17 protein-coding genes are annotated in these 16,080 nt (G+C 37.0%); all 17 read right to left on the bottom strand.

The window, feature by feature from the left end; genetic code table 11:
- Nucleotides 1–15 precede the first annotated feature (15 nt).
- The 17 genes from minD to GD441_RS01760 all read right to left on the bottom strand — a co-directional run bounded on the left by minD (nucleotide 16) and on the right by GD441_RS01760 (nucleotide 16,077).
- Nucleotides 16–822: a septum site-determining protein MinD gene (gene minD / locus GD441_RS01840; RefSeq protein WP_153123091.1), complete on the bottom strand. Its 807-nt coding sequence runs from the start codon at nucleotides 820–822 to the stop codon at nucleotides 16–18.
- A 2-nt stretch (nucleotides 823–824) separates the two neighbouring features.
- A complete protein-coding gene (minC, locus tag GD441_RS01835) occupies nucleotides 825–1,508 on the bottom strand; it encodes a septum site-determining protein MinC (protein WP_153123089.1) in 684 nt (227 codons plus the stop codon).
- Between the two features lie 83 nt (nucleotides 1,509–1,591).
- Nucleotides 1,592–2,110: a rod shape-determining protein MreD gene (gene mreD / locus GD441_RS01830; RefSeq protein WP_153123087.1), complete on the bottom strand. Its 519-nt coding sequence runs from the start codon at nucleotides 2,108–2,110 to the stop codon at nucleotides 1,592–1,594.
- Nucleotides 2,107–2,988 (bottom strand): rod shape-determining protein MreC, encoded by an 882-nt coding sequence (mreC, locus tag GD441_RS01825; RefSeq protein ID WP_153123085.1) that lies wholly within the window; start codon nucleotides 2,986–2,988, stop codon nucleotides 2,107–2,109. The genes mreD and mreC overlap by 4 nt, the downstream gene beginning before the upstream one ends.
- A gap of 24 nt (nucleotides 2,989–3,012) precedes the next feature.
- A complete protein-coding gene (locus GD441_RS01820; protein ID WP_153123084.1) occupies nucleotides 3,013–4,032 on the bottom strand; it encodes a rod shape-determining protein in 1,020 nt (339 codons plus the stop codon).
- 179 nt (nucleotides 4,033–4,211) lie between these two features.
- On the bottom strand, nucleotides 4,212–4,883 hold the full coding sequence (radC, locus tag GD441_RS01815) for a RadC family protein (protein WP_153123603.1): 672 nt from the start codon (nucleotides 4,881–4,883) through the stop codon (nucleotides 4,212–4,214).
- A 67-nt stretch (nucleotides 4,884–4,950) separates the two neighbouring features.
- Nucleotides 4,951–5,508, bottom strand: a complete 558-nt coding sequence (locus GD441_RS01810) for a Maf family protein (RefSeq protein WP_153123082.1) — start codon at nucleotides 5,506–5,508, stop codon at nucleotides 4,951–4,953.
- 344 nt (nucleotides 5,509–5,852) lie between these two features.
- A complete protein-coding gene (locus tag GD441_RS01805; RefSeq protein ID WP_153123080.1) occupies nucleotides 5,853–6,836 on the bottom strand; it encodes a hypothetical protein in 984 nt (327 codons plus the stop codon).
- A 79-nt stretch (nucleotides 6,837–6,915) separates the two neighbouring features.
- Nucleotides 6,916–7,758: a hypothetical protein gene (locus tag GD441_RS01800; protein ID WP_153123078.1), complete on the bottom strand. Its 843-nt coding sequence runs from the start codon at nucleotides 7,756–7,758 to the stop codon at nucleotides 6,916–6,918.
- Entirely contained in the window at nucleotides 7,755–8,456 is a 702-nt protein-coding gene (locus GD441_RS01795) for a hypothetical protein (RefSeq protein ID WP_153123076.1), read from the bottom strand. Before GD441_RS01795 ends, GD441_RS01800 begins: the two co-directional genes overlap by 4 nt.
- Nucleotides 8,456–9,451 (bottom strand): type IV pilus biogenesis protein PilM, encoded by a 996-nt coding sequence (gene pilM / locus GD441_RS01790; protein ID WP_153123074.1) that lies wholly within the window; start codon nucleotides 9,449–9,451, stop codon nucleotides 8,456–8,458. Before pilM ends, GD441_RS01795 begins: the two co-directional genes overlap by 1 nt.
- A 24-nt stretch (nucleotides 9,452–9,475) precedes the next feature.
- Complete coding sequence (locus GD441_RS01785) at nucleotides 9,476–10,231, bottom strand: prepilin peptidase (protein WP_153123071.1); 756 nt, start codon at nucleotides 10,229–10,231, stop codon at nucleotides 9,476–9,478.
- Nucleotides 10,232–10,236: 5 nt separating this feature from the next.
- Entirely contained in the window at nucleotides 10,237–10,698 is a 462-nt protein-coding gene (locus GD441_RS01780; RefSeq protein WP_153123069.1) for a type II secretion system protein, read from the bottom strand.
- 96 nt (nucleotides 10,699–10,794) lie between these two features.
- Nucleotides 10,795–12,006, bottom strand: coding sequence for a type II secretion system F family protein (locus GD441_RS01775; protein ID WP_153123067.1), 1,212 nt, complete (start codon nucleotides 12,004–12,006; stop codon nucleotides 10,795–10,797).
- Nucleotides 12,007–13,047, bottom strand: a complete 1,041-nt coding sequence (locus tag GD441_RS01770) for a type IV pilus twitching motility protein PilT (RefSeq protein WP_153123064.1) — start codon at nucleotides 13,045–13,047, stop codon at nucleotides 12,007–12,009.
- A 10-nt stretch (nucleotides 13,048–13,057) separates the two neighbouring features.
- Nucleotides 13,058–14,719 carry a GspE/PulE family protein gene (locus tag GD441_RS01765; protein ID WP_153123062.1) on the bottom strand — a complete coding sequence of 554 codons (1,662 nt, stop codon included), beginning with the start codon at nucleotides 14,717–14,719 and terminating at the stop codon, nucleotides 13,058–13,060.
- A 38-nt stretch (nucleotides 14,720–14,757) separates the two neighbouring features.
- The gene (locus GD441_RS01760) at nucleotides 14,758–16,077 is read right to left on the bottom strand and encodes a VanW family protein (RefSeq protein ID WP_153123060.1); all 1,320 of its coding nucleotides are present in this window, start codon (nucleotides 16,075–16,077) and stop codon (nucleotides 14,758–14,760) included.
- Nucleotides 16,078–16,080 lie beyond the last annotated feature (3 nt).

Here is a 16,080-nt window from a genome sequence, read left to right as displayed (position 1 = left end):
AAATAGGCTCTTTTATTACGATTTTACTCCGAATAGCTTTTTAATTTTTGCAAAAACACCCTTTTGGTCATCTTCTAGCGCTTTTAACGGTACCGATTCACCTAAGATTCTTCTTGCAATATTACGATAAGCAATGGCTGCTCGATTGTTCGGGTCTAAAGCGATTGGTTCACCTTGGTTCGAAGCTTTAATAACCTGATCATCATCCGCAACAATCCCTATCAAATCAATGGATAAATGAGTGGTAATCTCATCGATATCAAGCATTTCTCCGCTTTTTAACATATGGCTGCGAATGCGATTTATGATCAGCTTTGGTGCTTCAATATGCTCTTCCTTTTCCAAAAGCCCGATCACTCGGTCAGCGTCACGCACAGCAGAAACCTCCGGCGTTGTCACAACGATCGCCTTGTCGGCCCCTGCAACAGCATTCTTGTAGCCCTGCTCGATCCCTGCCGGACAATCAATAATGATATAATCATAATCCTGCTTTAGTTCTTCTATTAGCTCCTTCATTTGCTCAGGAGTGACCGCCGTCTTGTCGCTTGTTTGGGCTGCAGGAAGCAGGTAAAGCAAACCATCAAAACGCTTGTCCTTTACTAATGCCTGGTGGATTTTACATCTCTTTTCCACTACATCTACAAGATCATAGATGATGCGGTTTTCAAGACCCATAACGACATCCAAATTGCGGAGACCGATATCCGTATCAACTAGACACACCTTTTTACCGAGAATGGCCAAAGAAGTACCTAAATTGGCGGAAGTAGTCGTTTTTCCCACTCCACCTTTTCCTGATGTTACAACTATTGCCTCACCCACGATTAGACTCCCCCTTCTAATCTATTGAAATTAGGTCTTATATTCCTTAAAACTTGAAGCTTATCAACTACCATTTCCCGCTCGTTGTTTATGTAGGCACATTCCATATCACGAAATTCCTTTTCACTCTGGTCTTGAATAAGCGTTACAAAATCTGCAATCCGAAGTTGTGAAGCACACATTCTGGAAGAAACAATTACTGCCTGCTCATTACCATCTGAACCTGCGTGAGCCGCCCCTTTTAGCATGCCTACAATAAATATGTTACCGGTAGCCTTTACAGTGCCGCCTGGATTAACGTCACCAATAAGGACCAAGTCACCCTTTACTTCAACGATTTGCCCTGAACGTACTATGGTAGCCAACGTATGGGTTTCATTTTCTTCCTTCCATTTAGTTGCTTCTTCTATCGCCACAACATTTGATTGAAAAGAATCAATGACCAATTTCTCTTTTTTCTCTACAAGCTGCTTAATTTCTTGTTTTTGCTCTTCCGAAAATAGCCTTTTTCCAGTATGAACTTTAACAGAAATGATTGGATCATTTTGTTGGAATTTATATTTTGCAGATAGCTTTTCTTCAAGTTCTCTTTTTATTTCATAAAAGGAACAGGAATCATCGAGATGGAGCGTAAGACCTTCTTTCGTGCCTTTAATCGTTACATTTTGCGAATTTAATTTATTCATGACGCCTCATTCACCTCAATGATTAGATATTCTACACAACCAAAGCCTTATCCTCTCACATTGCTTAGCGTATTGCAAAATATTCAATCATCCCGTCCATCCAAATTCATACTCAACAACCTCTTTTTTAATGGATAAGACAGTATAATGACTGCTGCCGCATTTAATACAAGTGTAGGAAGTAAGCGAATTAATACAAATTCTTTATAGGTCATATCTGCAAAACCGATAATAAGGTTAATCTGGTATACAGCGACCTCCAGCAAAGAAATGGCTAGCAAAGATAAAATGGATACAATAAATAAATGATTCTGTAGTATTTTTGCTAATTTAGCTATCAAATAGATCAACACTGGAAAAACAAACAAATAAATCCCCAATATCTCCGTATATACCACGTCAAATACGAGTCCAATCATGAGGGCATAAAGGATTGCTAGCTTGTATGTTCCGTAAACTGCCAAAAAAACGAGAAAAATCATTAAAAACCGAGGAACAAAAATTCTCTCGCTATTGAATAATTCACCCGAGAATAGGTTTACAAACAAACTTTCAGAAATAAAAATTAGAATGGCGATAATGGGAAGGAGAAGCTTTTTCACGAGCCTTCCCCCTCTGTTTGTTTTTTATCTTCACTTACAGCAGCTTCCATTTTCGGGTTAGCTACCATTACATTTGAAATATCGTAAAAGTCTGCAAATGGTTTAACATACGCTGTTTGTGTTAGTCCATATTGATCTGTTACCGTTTTTTCCACTTTACCGATCAGAAGACCAGCTGGGAAGATTCCCCCAAGCCCAGAAGTAATAACATTTGATCCTTTTTTGATTTTTTCATTATAAGGAATACGTTTTAATAGCAGCATTTGTTTTTCTTTATCATAGCCTTCAATTAATCCAAAAACATCCTTCTCCCCTTGTATTTTAGCAGAGATTCTGTTTTTTGGATCCATTGCACTTAACAGCTGTACAGAAGAAGTAAACTGGTTAGAGTATTTCACCTTGCCAATTAAACCTTTTGATGTAATCACAGCCATATTTTTTTTGACACCGTGAATGCTACCTTTATTAATGGTTATCATTTCATGCCATCGATCAGGGTTCCGTCCAATTACTGTTGCTTGAATCGGAGAAAATTCCCTCAAGCTATCTTTCTTATCAAGAATTTCTCTTAATTCAGCATTTTCTTTTTCCAAGTTTTGCACTTCTGTTTTTAGCTTAACATATTCATCTAATCGAGCTTTCAATTTTTGATTTTCTTCATATGTATTTTGCAAATCACGAAGATTTTCTAATACGCCCGCTACAAATTGAGCGGGCGTATGAAATACTTGCTGAATCAGCCCAGTAGAATCCTTTAAAAATTGCTCCGGCCAGCTTAGCTGTTCTCTCTCTCTTAATGAAAACCCAATCAATGCCACGAGAATGATAATGCTGACAAGCAATACTATTAGTTTTTTATTAAGAAAAAACTGTGGCATGATTTACACCTCAATTTTGTTTAATTAACGGGAGTCTCTCGCACGATTTTTAAATAAATGAATATGATCAAGAGCTTTTCCAGTTCCAATCGCAACACAATCCAAAGGATTTTCTGCAATGAGAACAGGCATTTTTGTTTCTTCTGAAATAACCTTGTCTAAGTTACGTAATAACGCCCCACCACCAGTTAATACAATTCCACGATCCATAATATCTGCGGCAAGCTCCGGTGGAGTTTTCTCAAGGGTATTCTTCACAGAATCAACAATTGCGAATACGGTATCGTGCAACGCTTTTGAAATTTCTTCAGCCGTAATTTCAATTGTTTTTGGAAGACCAGTTAATAGGTCACGACCACGTATTTCCATATTTTCAACGCCTTCTGGATCCCCAGCCGAACCGATCTCCATCTTAATTGTTTCTGCAGTGCGATCACCGATCATTAAGTTATACGTTTTTCTAATATAGTTTACAATCGCTTCATCCATCTCGTCTCCCGCAATACGAATGGATTGGCTCGTTACGATTCCACCAAGTGATATGATGGCAACTTCAGTCGTTCCACCACCGATATCAACAACCATGCTTCCTGTTGGCTCCCATACAGGAAGATTTGCACCGATCGCAGCTGCAAACGGTTCTTCAATTGTATAGGCATCACGAGCACCTGCCTGTCTAGTCGCATCAATCACCGCCCGCTCTTCAACAGCTGTAATACCAGATGGCACACATACCATTACATAAGGCTTTCTCGCAAAAAAGCTTTTATTTTGGGCTTGTCGAATGAAATATTTCATCATAGTAGCTGTCGTTTCATAATCTGCAATGACTCCATCCTTCATCGGACGTAACGCAACTACATTACCAGGGGTTCTACCGATCATGTTTTTTGCGTCATTTCCAACTGCCACAATTTGTTTTGTATCTGTTTGATACGCCACAACAGATGGTTCGCGAACTACAATACCCTTTCCTTTCACATATACAAGCGTATTCGCTGTTCCTAAATCAATTCCAAGATCTTTTGTTCCTATTCCAAACATTCATGTATCTCCCTTTCTGAACATAATGCAATGTATAAATAAGTTTCAACAGTTTTTTTCGCTTAACCTATAGTATGGACATAAATCATCAAAAAAGGTTTGTATTTATCATCCATCGACAATTTCCCCTAAAAAATCATAAGTTATATTATATATCATCGTCAAAAATTTTAATAGTGTCACAAATATCCTTTTTCTTTTAGACTTACATATTTCTTCTCGCCGATTATGATATGGTCTAAAATATCAATTCCAATGATTTTCCCACATTCCGCTAGTCTTTTAGTCACCTCAATATCCTCTCTTGATGGTGTCGGGTCCCCTGACGGATGATTATGGACGCATATGATGGAAGCTGCAGAGCGTCTAAATGCTTCTTTATACACCTCTCTTGGATGTACAATCGAGGAATTCAAGCTGCCAATAAAAATCGTTTGACGATGAAGCACTTGGTTTTTCGTGTTAAGATATAAACAAACAAAATGCTCCTGTGTCAGAAATCTCATATCATTCATGCAATAATTGGCACAATCCTCCGGTGACCTAATCACATAGCGGTCGGTTTGATTTAAATTATTGATGCGCCTTCCAAGTTCAACTGCAGCCAGAATTTGAATGGCTTTTGCTTTACCGATCCCTTTAATGGCTGAAATTTCCTCTACTGTCGCATCTTTCAATAACCTTAAGCCCTCGAATTGAGTAATAAGCTTATTGGATAGCTGCAACACTGATTCCTGCTTCGTGCCTGTTCGTAACAAAAGTGCTAGCAATTCTTGGTTGCTCAAACTATGTGGACCATCCTGCAAAAAACGTTCTCGAGGTCGTTCCTCCTGTGGATAATCCCTAATCATACATTGTGTGGTCAATGTCTTTCATCCTTTCTGATTTTTTCAGAAGGGAACTGACACAAGCAACCTCTTATAAAAAAGATTTCAATTCTCGAGCCAACCTTGAGACAGGTAGTCCGACTACAGTAAAGTAATCGCCTTTAATCTCCTTAACTAAAAGCGATCCGAAACCCTGAATTCCATAAGCTCCTGCCTTATCAAATGGCTCTCCGGTGTTTAAATAAGTATAGATGTCATCTTCCGACAGTTCCCAAAAAGTGACTTCCGTTTCTTCGAAAAAAATGTTGGATTTCTTGTTGGAAAGAAGCGAAACACCTGTGAAGACCTTATGTGTTTTCCCAGATAATGATTTCAGCATGTCAAAAGCATGATTCCGGCCTTCCGGCTTACCAAGAATCTTGCCATCTAGCACAACTACAGTGTCACTGCCAATTACTAGGTGGTCTGGGTATTTTTCCAACACTGCATCTGCTTTTCGAAATGCGAGTTGCATGACTGCTTCTTCAGCTTTCATTTTTGTAGGAAGAGTCTCATCGATCTCACTGGAGTGAATAATGAAGGGAATTTGAAGAAGTTTCAGTAGCTCTTGTCTGCGGGGAGAAGAGGATGCTAGTACAATTTGTTGCATGTCATTCACCTTTCTATAAGCAATATTCAAAAATGGGAGATACATGTCTATCGTACCAAATACTTCCTCCATTCACAATGAAAGAGAAGAGAATATACGAATAAATTTTATGAAGATTTGATAGTCTTTTGTTACCAATTATGTTAATGAACGATAATCAAACTCGATTAAGAGGATCCATCGGTACTAATTTGTTTGAGTGCACAAAAAATAGACAGCCTCCTATGCAAATAATCAGAAAAAAACTCGATTCGAGTTATTTCACTTACGATCATAGAACTGTCTACCCATTTTGTTCCTATTCTTTATATTTCCCGGAAAATAAACAAATTATGACATATTTCCTAATTTGCATAATTTTGATAAAAGGATACATAATCTAATAAATACTGTTGAGCTGACTTTGCATTTTCTGCTGTAACCTGCTTTGTGTTTAAAAGCTCTGTGCATTTAAATAATGTACTTACCATCTTTTGCAATTTTTCATTGCCTGTAACACTGATCGAACTAGCTAGCTCTCCACTTTGCTTTAACAGTTCGTCCGATTCTCCTCCTGAACCTGAAAGGACATTAGCAAAATAAAGAGCAAATGACTCGTACAGCTTTTGAGAAGCTATCAAAATGTCCTTTTCCTTTTTGGAAATATTCTTAGTCTCTCCACTTGTAAAGACTAGCTCCTTCCAATATGCATCTGTACCATTTTCCTTATAGACGCCAGCAAGCTGCTTTGCTTTCTCAAGGCTATCTGCTACACCAAGCAGGACATAAAATTTTCCATTCAAAGAGTAAACACTGGATGAAATATGCTTCGTTTTTAAAAGCTCTTGATGCAAAACGGCTGCCTCTTTGGTGGAGAAAACACCACCTTGTATTGCAAATATTTTCAAATCAGGTACATTGCTTAATTCTGTTGACTGAGCCAATTTTGTGTCTACAGGTTGATCTACTGAAGCAGCAGGTACTTCCTTGGCGGGTATTGTTTTTAATACGATCAAACCAAAGCTTGTGCCAAGCAAAACAGCAAATACTGCAGATATAAATAATGGCTTAAATAAACTTTCCTTACTGCTTGTCCATCGATTCGTATACCATTTTCTTCTTGGTGGACTATTTTTTACGACAAATATGCTTTCTGTCTTCTTCTCGTTTATATTTGAATCTGGTAGAATCCAATCAAAACTCTCTTCTTGAACTTCAGTGGAGACAGCAACTTCGCTGTTTGATTGATAGATTTCATCGATGATTGGCTGCTGTTTCTCTTCAACAAAAGCTTTTTCTTGGCCATTTATTTTAATCGTTATCGTTTGATTCGATTGATTTCTCTCCAATACAGCCTCCTCCTTTCGACTTTATTTGTTTAATCCTATCATATGCGCAAAAAAAAATAACAAGACTTTTGTCGTCTTGTTATGAATAGGTTTCGTCAATTTTTTTACTTCTATTTGTTTGACTATCATATTGCTGAATAGAAGTACTATTGACAAAAGGGTTTATTTTATTAGCAGGCTCTGGCTTTTTTATCGTAGGCAAATCGTCTTGAAGCTCTAATAAATTAGGAGAATAATAGGCAGCAATGATCACATTGTATTCTAATGATTCTATTGATTTATCAATGGATAATAGTTCTTTATTTCCCTTAAAGCTTAAATTTTCAATCGTTAAGATTCTTTTCATCGACTCTAAACTTTGAAGAAACTTTTCCATTTCAAAGTAAGTCGGAGACTGGACAGATAGGGTCATCGTAATCTTTTTTAAACCTGCGGGAAGCTCCTGTTTAAACTGATTACTTTCTTCATTACCAACTGTTTCTTCACTCTTATCTGCACTAGATTCTGATTCAGCTTCTTTTTGACTACCTCTATTTTCATCATTTGGAATTTGTTGCGTTTCATCTACAGGATTTGCATGACTAGATGCATCTGCATTTTCAACTTGAATTGTTTTTATAAAGCTATTTGATATAATTTCAGCTTTTTCTAAATCTAGCAAAAGCTGATCCATCAATGGTTTAACAGGTAATTTTTTTTGAAGCTCCACTGTTGTTTCAAAAGAGCTGGTCACTTCTGAACTTCTTTTTGCTTCTAGTACTGCTAGTATTTTTTCTTCATTTTTCAATTCATTCTCACGCAATGTTACACCACTTTTTAAAGGATCAATAAACCAAAAATATCCCCCTGTTAAGATCCCGCCAAGAAGAAAAATAGTTAATATAATAATAATGAATTGCTTTCTTGATAATGAAAATTTCAATTCCCTTCCCCTCCTTTATTCGGAGAAGGGCTAGGTAAAGTAGCCCGCTTTCGCTCAATTTCTTCTTCGAGTTTTTTGATTTCCTTATGATTCAGCTTTAATTCATATGTAGCTAAATAACGCGGAAGGTATGGATTGCTATCTAACTGGGGAGCAGTCGTTTTCTCATTTTGTGAACCCACTTGGTCTTCCGTTTGTTCCTTATTATCTTCTTCATCCGAAAATGAAGTAATTAAGCTAAGTAGCTTTGCTTCACTAATATATTTAGACTGTATAAGCTCACTAAGGTAAAATGCGGATTCTCTGGAATAATCAAATTGTACACTTAATGTAACGATCCCCTCTTTAGAATAAGCAAAATTCATAAAAAAGCCGCGCTCCGGAAGCAATGAGATAAAATGCTTAATTAAAGGAACTGTTTTAATTGGATAATCCTCTGTCCATTTTATTAATTCATTCAATGTTTGAATAGAGCTGTTATTCTCAGCATCTGCTTGTTTTGCTGTTTCTAACATAATAAGTTCTCTTGTTGTTTGGAGCTGGTCATTTATCTGATTAAGCTTAGATTGAGTGGTGGTGTATTGAAAATAAAAAAAAGTTATGAGACCTATGAATAACAATATTACAGCAGAAAAAATGAGTACAAATGATATATTTCTAGGTTCCTTTTTCGGAAGCAGGTTTATTTCAACAAGCATTACCTCACCCCCTTCAGCCCTAAGCCGATCAATACATAATAGGAGGAATCGTTTTCTGTTTGATAAGCAAAATGAATCGCTTGTTCATCAAAACGTTTTAAAGGGAGTTCGAAACGTTTTTCAATATGCTTAGTAATTTCATCAATAAAAGGATGATCTCCCGTTATGATCAAAGCTTCAACTCCTGTTTGACCATTGTTTAAAGAATATTTATAGAAACTCATCACTTTTTCAATTTCCTTAAAGACGTCCTCTAAAAATTGAAAATACACATTTTTATCTCCATTGTATATCCATTTTCCGCTATGCGGTCCTGTTATTTTCTTTTCCCACTTCTTTGCTTCAATATCAAGGATGTTATGCCTCATAAAAACAGGTTTCTTTTGATGAAATATGCAATGATTTACGCTCGTCATGTCAAATTGAATGACCATCACATGATTAGGGTGATGGTCTTTCTCGAGATAATCGTACAAACGATAGATAGACAGAGGGGATATATCTGCTGCGATGGGCTTAAGTTTACACTCTTCTAAGACATGACGATAATCCTCTACAATGGATTCAGGTGCAGCAAATAACAAAATCTCCTTTTTTCCGTTTTTCTCACCTAAAAGCACTGTATCAAATACAGGTTCATCAAACGGTAAATGGATGCTTGTCCCAAGCTCTAGATAAAGATAACTATTCATTTCGTCGTCTGCAATGTCATTCGGAATCTCTAATTTACGAATAACAATATAAGAATCAGGAACTAAAAAACGAACCTGTCTATGCTGAAGCTTCCAATCACGTATACATTCTTCAAGTATAAGTTTGAATGTATTAGAGTCCATAATCCTACCATCTTTGATAATGCCAGGGTCCAACAATCTTTCTCCACACTTGCTGACTACCGGAGTGAACCCTTGTTTTAGTTCCACGAATCGAATAACATGCTCTTTGATTTCTAGATTAATGATTTTGTTTTTGCCTGAAAATAGAGAAAGAGCCACGAGATTTTCTCCTATCTTAAAATCTTAGTAGAATAAAGTAAAATACCATGATAAAATACCATCGCCGAAAAAGAATGCGGTAAGTGTTCCTAATGCTATAAAAGGACCAAATGGAACAGGCTTGCCTTTTTCAAAAACTCCTATAAATATGAACAAGATTCCTACTATTGCACCATAGAGGGTTGCAAAAAACAAGGAAAGGAGCACCGATTTTACACCGATGGCAAGCCCGATCACAGCGAACAGCTTAATATCTCCTCCACCCATGCCACCTCTACTAATGATTGCAATAAACAAAAGAGAGCTAAAACCAACAGCAGCTCCAGAAATGGCATCCCACCAGGTGATTGTTGGAAAAAAAAGATGCAGAATTAAAAAAACCACTGCAAAGAAAAGCAGGATCCTATCAGGAATAACCATGTATGACAAATCAGTAACCGTAATAATGACAAGCAAGGAGTTTAACGCAAAAGCAATGATTAGCTCTTCTGACCATCCGACCAGTAGGGGAGATCCTGCAAACAGAACGCCTGTTAATAGCTCCATAGTGGGATATAAAGGTGAGACCGGAGCAGAACAGCCCCGGCATTTCCCCTTTTGAAATAAGTAAGACAAAAAAGGTATCAGTTCAAACGGTGTCAATACTCTTCCACAACGAGGACAAGATGAACGCGGCCACACAATCGACTTCTTCACCGGAACCCTCAGGCCGACTACGTTGTAGAAGGAGCCGAGGACGAGGCCGAGGAAAAATAGAATGAAAGAAAAACTTTGTACCATAATATCTACTCTAAATCTACATTGTCTCTATCTAGGTCTGTTGCTTTAACTGTTCCATCTATATAAGTAACAGCATTATTCCCGCCGTTACTTTTTAAGGTAACATAATAATTGATTTTTCCACTTTCTTCCTTAACCGTTACTTTAGAATTAGTTTCATCATAGGTATTCGTTTTGTCACTTGGATCTTTAATTGAATCTATAAAGCCATTAGTAATAAGATCACTTAATTTAATATCAACACCAGTACTATTTACAGTTGTACGTTTTTCTGTAATATATAATCTTGCAGAGTTAGCCATTTGCTGTGCATTAGCAATATGTGCATCTTTTTTAGAGTTCTCCATCAACTTCCCGATACTTGGAATTGCAATCGCTGCAATGATCCCTAAAATAACAACTACCGCAAGTAATTCAATGAGCGTCAATCCTCTTTCATTCTTAATATATTTCTTAACGAAACTCATAAAATTTTCCTCCCTCATTATTGTGATTTTTATTATAGTTCTATTATACTATGAAATCATTACTACACTAAATGATATTTTGACAATTTTTAGTAATTACTGTTTCCCCACTTGATTAAAGATTTCAAACATCGGGACCATGATCGAAATGACAATTGTTCCGACTAAGCCGGCTAATACAACAATCATGAGTGGTTCGATTAAAGACTTTATACGATCCGTGCTGTTATCCACTTCTTTTTCATAAAAGTCGGCTACTTTTGCAAGCATAGAATCCAAGGAGCCGGTTTGTTCACCAATTACAATCATTTGCGTAACAAGCGGCGGAAACGCCCAATGTGCTTTCATTGGCAAAGTGATGGATTGTCCCTTCTCTAATGAATCTCTTGCCTGTAAGATGACTCTTCCAATGACCTCATTTTCTACTACCTCTTCCACTATAGTCATGGCCTGCAGGATCGGTACAGAGCTCGAAAATAGTGAACTAAGCGTTCTTGTCATTCTGGCTAATACCGCTTTTCTCATCATACTTCCGAAAATCGGAACTCTAAGGACAAAGTAGTCAAAATAATATTTGGTTTTTTTATTCCTTTTTATAATCGAAATAGAAAGAAACAGTAGAACAAAGAAAAGAACAATCATATACCAGGATTTCTGCATAAATTCACTGGCACCTAAAACAAATTTCGTAATTGCTGGCAGCTCGCCGCCAAAATCAGCGAACATATCAACAAATGTCGGAACAACGGATACAAGCAAAAATATGACAACAGCAATGGCTATGAATACAACCACAATGGGATAGGCCATAGCTGAGGCGATTTTTTGTTTGGTCGCATGCTGTTTCTCGTAATGCTCTGCTAGACGGTCTAACGTCTCATCCATATTTCCTCCAGCTTCACCGGCTTTGATCATGTTTATGTACATAGGAGAAAATATTTTTTTATGAGTAGCCGATACAGCAGATAAAGGATTTCCTTCTCTCAGCTCTGTTTCGATTTGCTCAAGAGCCTTGCGAAGATATTTACTTTCTGTTTGTTGAGATAAAATGTTAGTAGCATCAACTACCGATACCCCAGCTTTTAAAAGTGTCGAAAATTGCCTTAAATAGATTACAAAATGCTGCAGCTTTACAGGATTACCAATCACTATGTCCTTATGTAATATACTTTCTGGTAATTCCTTCATTTCTAATACTCTAATTCCCTTATCTCTCAATATAAGGAGTGCTTCTCTTTTAGAAGCAGCTTGTATTTTTCCAGTAACTTTCCCCTGCCTACTTCTACCAGAATATTCAAACCGTTTCATCTACTCCACCTTTTCCTGCAAGTAAGGTGCTGCAGCTTCCTTTGTAATGATACCTTGAGACAGAAGATCTTTAATACTGCTTTCTAACGTATGCATTCCTTGTGCACGAGATGTTTGGATAATATTTACGATTTGATGAATTTTCTCGTTACGAATTAGATTAGCGACTGCAGCATTATTAATTAAAATTTCAGTTGCTGCCCTTCTTCCTTTTCGATCTGAAGTAGGAAAAAGACGTTGAGATATGATAGCTACTAAAACAGATGCTAGTTGAATTCTTATTTGAGGCTGCTGTTCAGGTGGAAATACGTCTATTATTCGGTCAATGGTAGATGGTGCACTTGATGTATGAAGTGTGCCAAATACTAAATGTCCCGTTTCAGCTGCTGTTAATGCCGTATGAATGGTTTCTAAATCTCGCATTTCCCCAACTAAAATGACATCAGGATCTTGACGGAGTGCAGCTCGTAAACCGTTTGCAAAATTATTTGTATCGAATCCTACTTCACGCTGGTCAATTATGCACAAATTGTGTTTATGTAGATATTCAATAGGATCTTCTAATGTGATAATATGCTTCCTCATATTTGCATTCATATATTGAATAATAGAAGCGAGAGTGGTAGATTTTCCACTTCCTGTTGGTCCGGTAACAAGAACAAGTCCTTGTGGCTTTTCAGCAATTTTCTTAAGGACTTCGGGTAATTCTAATTCTTCGATTGTTGGGATTCTAGTTGGGACGACACGAATAGCCATGGCAATACAGGATCTTTGAAAATAGGCATTTACCCGAAATCTTGAAACCCCAGGAATACCATAGGAAAAATCTAATTCTCCTTTTTCCTTTAATTGTTCCCATTTTGCCTCTGGAATAATGGCCTTAGCCATTCCTTCGGTGTCCGAAGGCAAGAGAGGGTCTTTCCCGTACTTTTTCAGTTCTCCATTTAATCTCATAATCGGTGGAACTCCAACTGTTAAATGAATATCTGATGCCTTTAATTCAAAGGCTGCCCTCAATAAATGTTCAATTTTTGATTTCACATTTTCACCTCTATTCCAGTACAGCTACTCTTAACACTTCTTCAGTCGTTGTTAATCCTTGTTTAACCTTAAGTAAACCATCATCAATTAGAAAGATCGTTTTATGCTTGATCGCTAATTCTCTTAATCTAGTTAGAGACTCATTATCCATTATGACTCTTCTCATTTCATCATTAATGACTAGAATCTCATGAATAGCAATACGTCCTTTATAACCCGTCATATTACAAGAAGAACAACCTTTTCCACGATGGATCCTTTCTATTTTCATCCCTCGTCTTGCAAAGATTTCAATTTCTCTCTTCGTTGGAGCCTCCTGTACTGCACAATCCCTACAAACTCTCCTTACTAATCTTTGTGCCACCACTCCACTTAATGCAGAAGCTACCAAGAATGGCTCCACACCCATATCAATAAGTCGAGTAACCGTACCTAAAGAATCATTCGTATGGATCGTACTTAAGACGAGATGTCCTGTTAATGCTGCTCTTATTGCCACTTCCACAGTTTCTTTGTCACGAATTTCCCCAACCATAATAATGTTTGGATCCTGTCTTAAAATAGATCTCAAACCAGCGGCGAACGTCATTCCTACGTTTGGGTTGACTTGAATCTGGTTAATTCCTTCAAGCTGATACTCTACCGGATCTTCAACCGTTATAATATTCACTTCTTCACTGTTTAATTTATTGAGAGCAGCATACAAGGTAGATGACTTTCCTGAACCGGTAGGTCCAGAAATCAGTACAATTCCTGTAGGTTGTTCAATCATATTCGTAAAGCGCTGTAAGTTTATTTTGTTAAATCCGAGCTTGTTAATATCGTTCAAGGAGCTTCCGAGGTCGAGAATACGCATGACGATTTTTTCTCCAAAAACGGTAGGCAAGGTTGAAACACGCAAATCGACAGGATGAAAATCTAAATTGATTTTGATTCTTCCATCCTGAGGAATACGGTGTTCAGTAATATCAAGATTAGCCATAATTTTTATTCTAGCTGTTAATACGCTTTGCATGTTCTTTGGAAGTGTTTTTTCATTACGGAGCACTCCATCAACACGATATCTTATTACCACTTTTGTTTCATGGGGATCGATATGAATATCGCTAGCTTTTTGGGTAACAGCATTAGCTATTAATTGATTGACTAATCTTACAATTGGCGAGTCTTGATCTGTTATTTTGTCTTCTTGTTCGTTCTCCGCTACAGGTAGATCTCCTATTAATTCCTCAAACCCGTCTTCCGTATCATAATACTTAGAAATGGCTCTTAATATGTCATCTTTGGTTGCAATGGCCGTCTCAATCTGAAAACCTGTCGACAATCTTAAATCGTCAATTGCAAAGAAGTCCATTGGATCTGCCATTGCAACAAAAAGCTTGTTCCCATCTTTTTTTAATGGAATTAATAAATTTCTTTTGGCTGTTTCTTTAGGCACGAGGTTGAATAACTTCCTGTCAAAAGGATATCGATATAAACTAACATGTGGAATACCTAACTGAAATTCCAATACTTCAATTAGTTGCTGTTCCGTTATATAGCCTCGTTGTAAAAGGACATCCCCAAGCTTTTGAGATGAACTCTTTTCTTTCAATGCAATTTGAAGCTGATCTTTAGAAATTAAGCCAGCTTCAACGAGCAAATCTCCTAACCTTTTTCGGTTTTGTGGCATCGCGATTCCTCGCTTTTCATAAAATTTTCATTCACACATTATTCCACATTATGATCGATCGGAGTATCTGAAGGGAACGATTCATTATTCTCTTCCTCTATTTCAGTTTGATCATCCGATGATGGGTCCTGTAGATCACCTTCGGGAAGTTCCTTATCACCCGTAGGATTCTTGTTCGGATCATCCGGAGATTCGGTTTCTTCAGGTGGAAGTTTCAAACTGTGTACTTCCATTTTATGTTTTGGTGGATAGAAATCCTCTGAAATATTTTCTCTTTTTAAGAAGTTCCCATATTCATCGAATACATCTCTCATGATTTTTATCATTTTTCCATCTTCTCCAGCGAAAGCGACTTTGAACTCCCCATAATTAAGTTTAGGATCAAAGTGAACAATCGTTTTAGGAGGGAAAGTACTTTCTTCCTTCTTCAGATTATATCGATACAAAAAAGGGCTGCCCTTTAACAAAATGACTAAAGAAGATTTTTCAACAGAAAATTCAAATGCAAATGGCCTTTCATTTATATTGGCAAATACGAAATCTCGGTTCAGATCCTTGCTTATATTTGCTTCAAAACCTAGCTTTGCATAGTCAGGAAGTTCAGGGCTAATATGTCGCTCAATCATTAAAAAATTGGTCGGTAAAATGACTTCATATATGCCTGAAGCAATCCTGCTTTGAGCCTCATCGGTTAATTTATTCACTTTGTTTTTTTCTAAAAACGATAAAAAAGAGAAATGACTCTTTGGTTTGATTTCAATCCGAGAAAATTTTGATGCAAAACGATGAATTTCTTGTTCATACCCCTTTATATCGATCGTTGCTTTTGAAAGTACACTTTCACCACTAGCATGATTAGGAAGATAATTTTCAACAAAAAACGAATAAGTTCCTGCTTCAGCTAATAGAGAGACAGCTTTTAAATCCTCTACTAGTTTATCAATATCTAGATTCTCATCTAATAGTTTCCCAGACAGATTTCCCAGCTCATTTCTTAGATCCTCTTCATCAATAGACACGATAAACTTATTTTTCTCGCCTGGCTTGATCGCTGCAATAGTAGCTTCTTCATCGAACCGAATTAAGCTCTTTTTTGCTTCATACTTTTTTTCTTTAAAATGAAATTCAATCACTGTCGAATGAGTCCAATTACTTATTGACTCTTTAACAATTTCTTTTATTTGTTGAGGTGTTTTTTGAGCAATCGAATTCATTCCTATAGTTGTTCCCTTAGGGAATGTATTAGGTTCTTTAAAAAAATGCTCATACGCGTGCGCTCCAAGTTGTGAAAAGCTATACATATATATGGTTAACACAAGCATGGTTAAAAATATGATGAATAATTTGGAGTTCCTCAACTG

The organism is Peribacillus tepidiphilus (assembly GCF_009466385.1).
In the GTDB taxonomy this organism is placed as follows: Bacteria; Bacillota; Bacilli; order Bacillales; family DSM-1321; genus Bacillus_BN; species Bacillus_BN tepidiphilus.
This window is presented reverse-complemented; position numbering and strand designations above follow the sequence as displayed.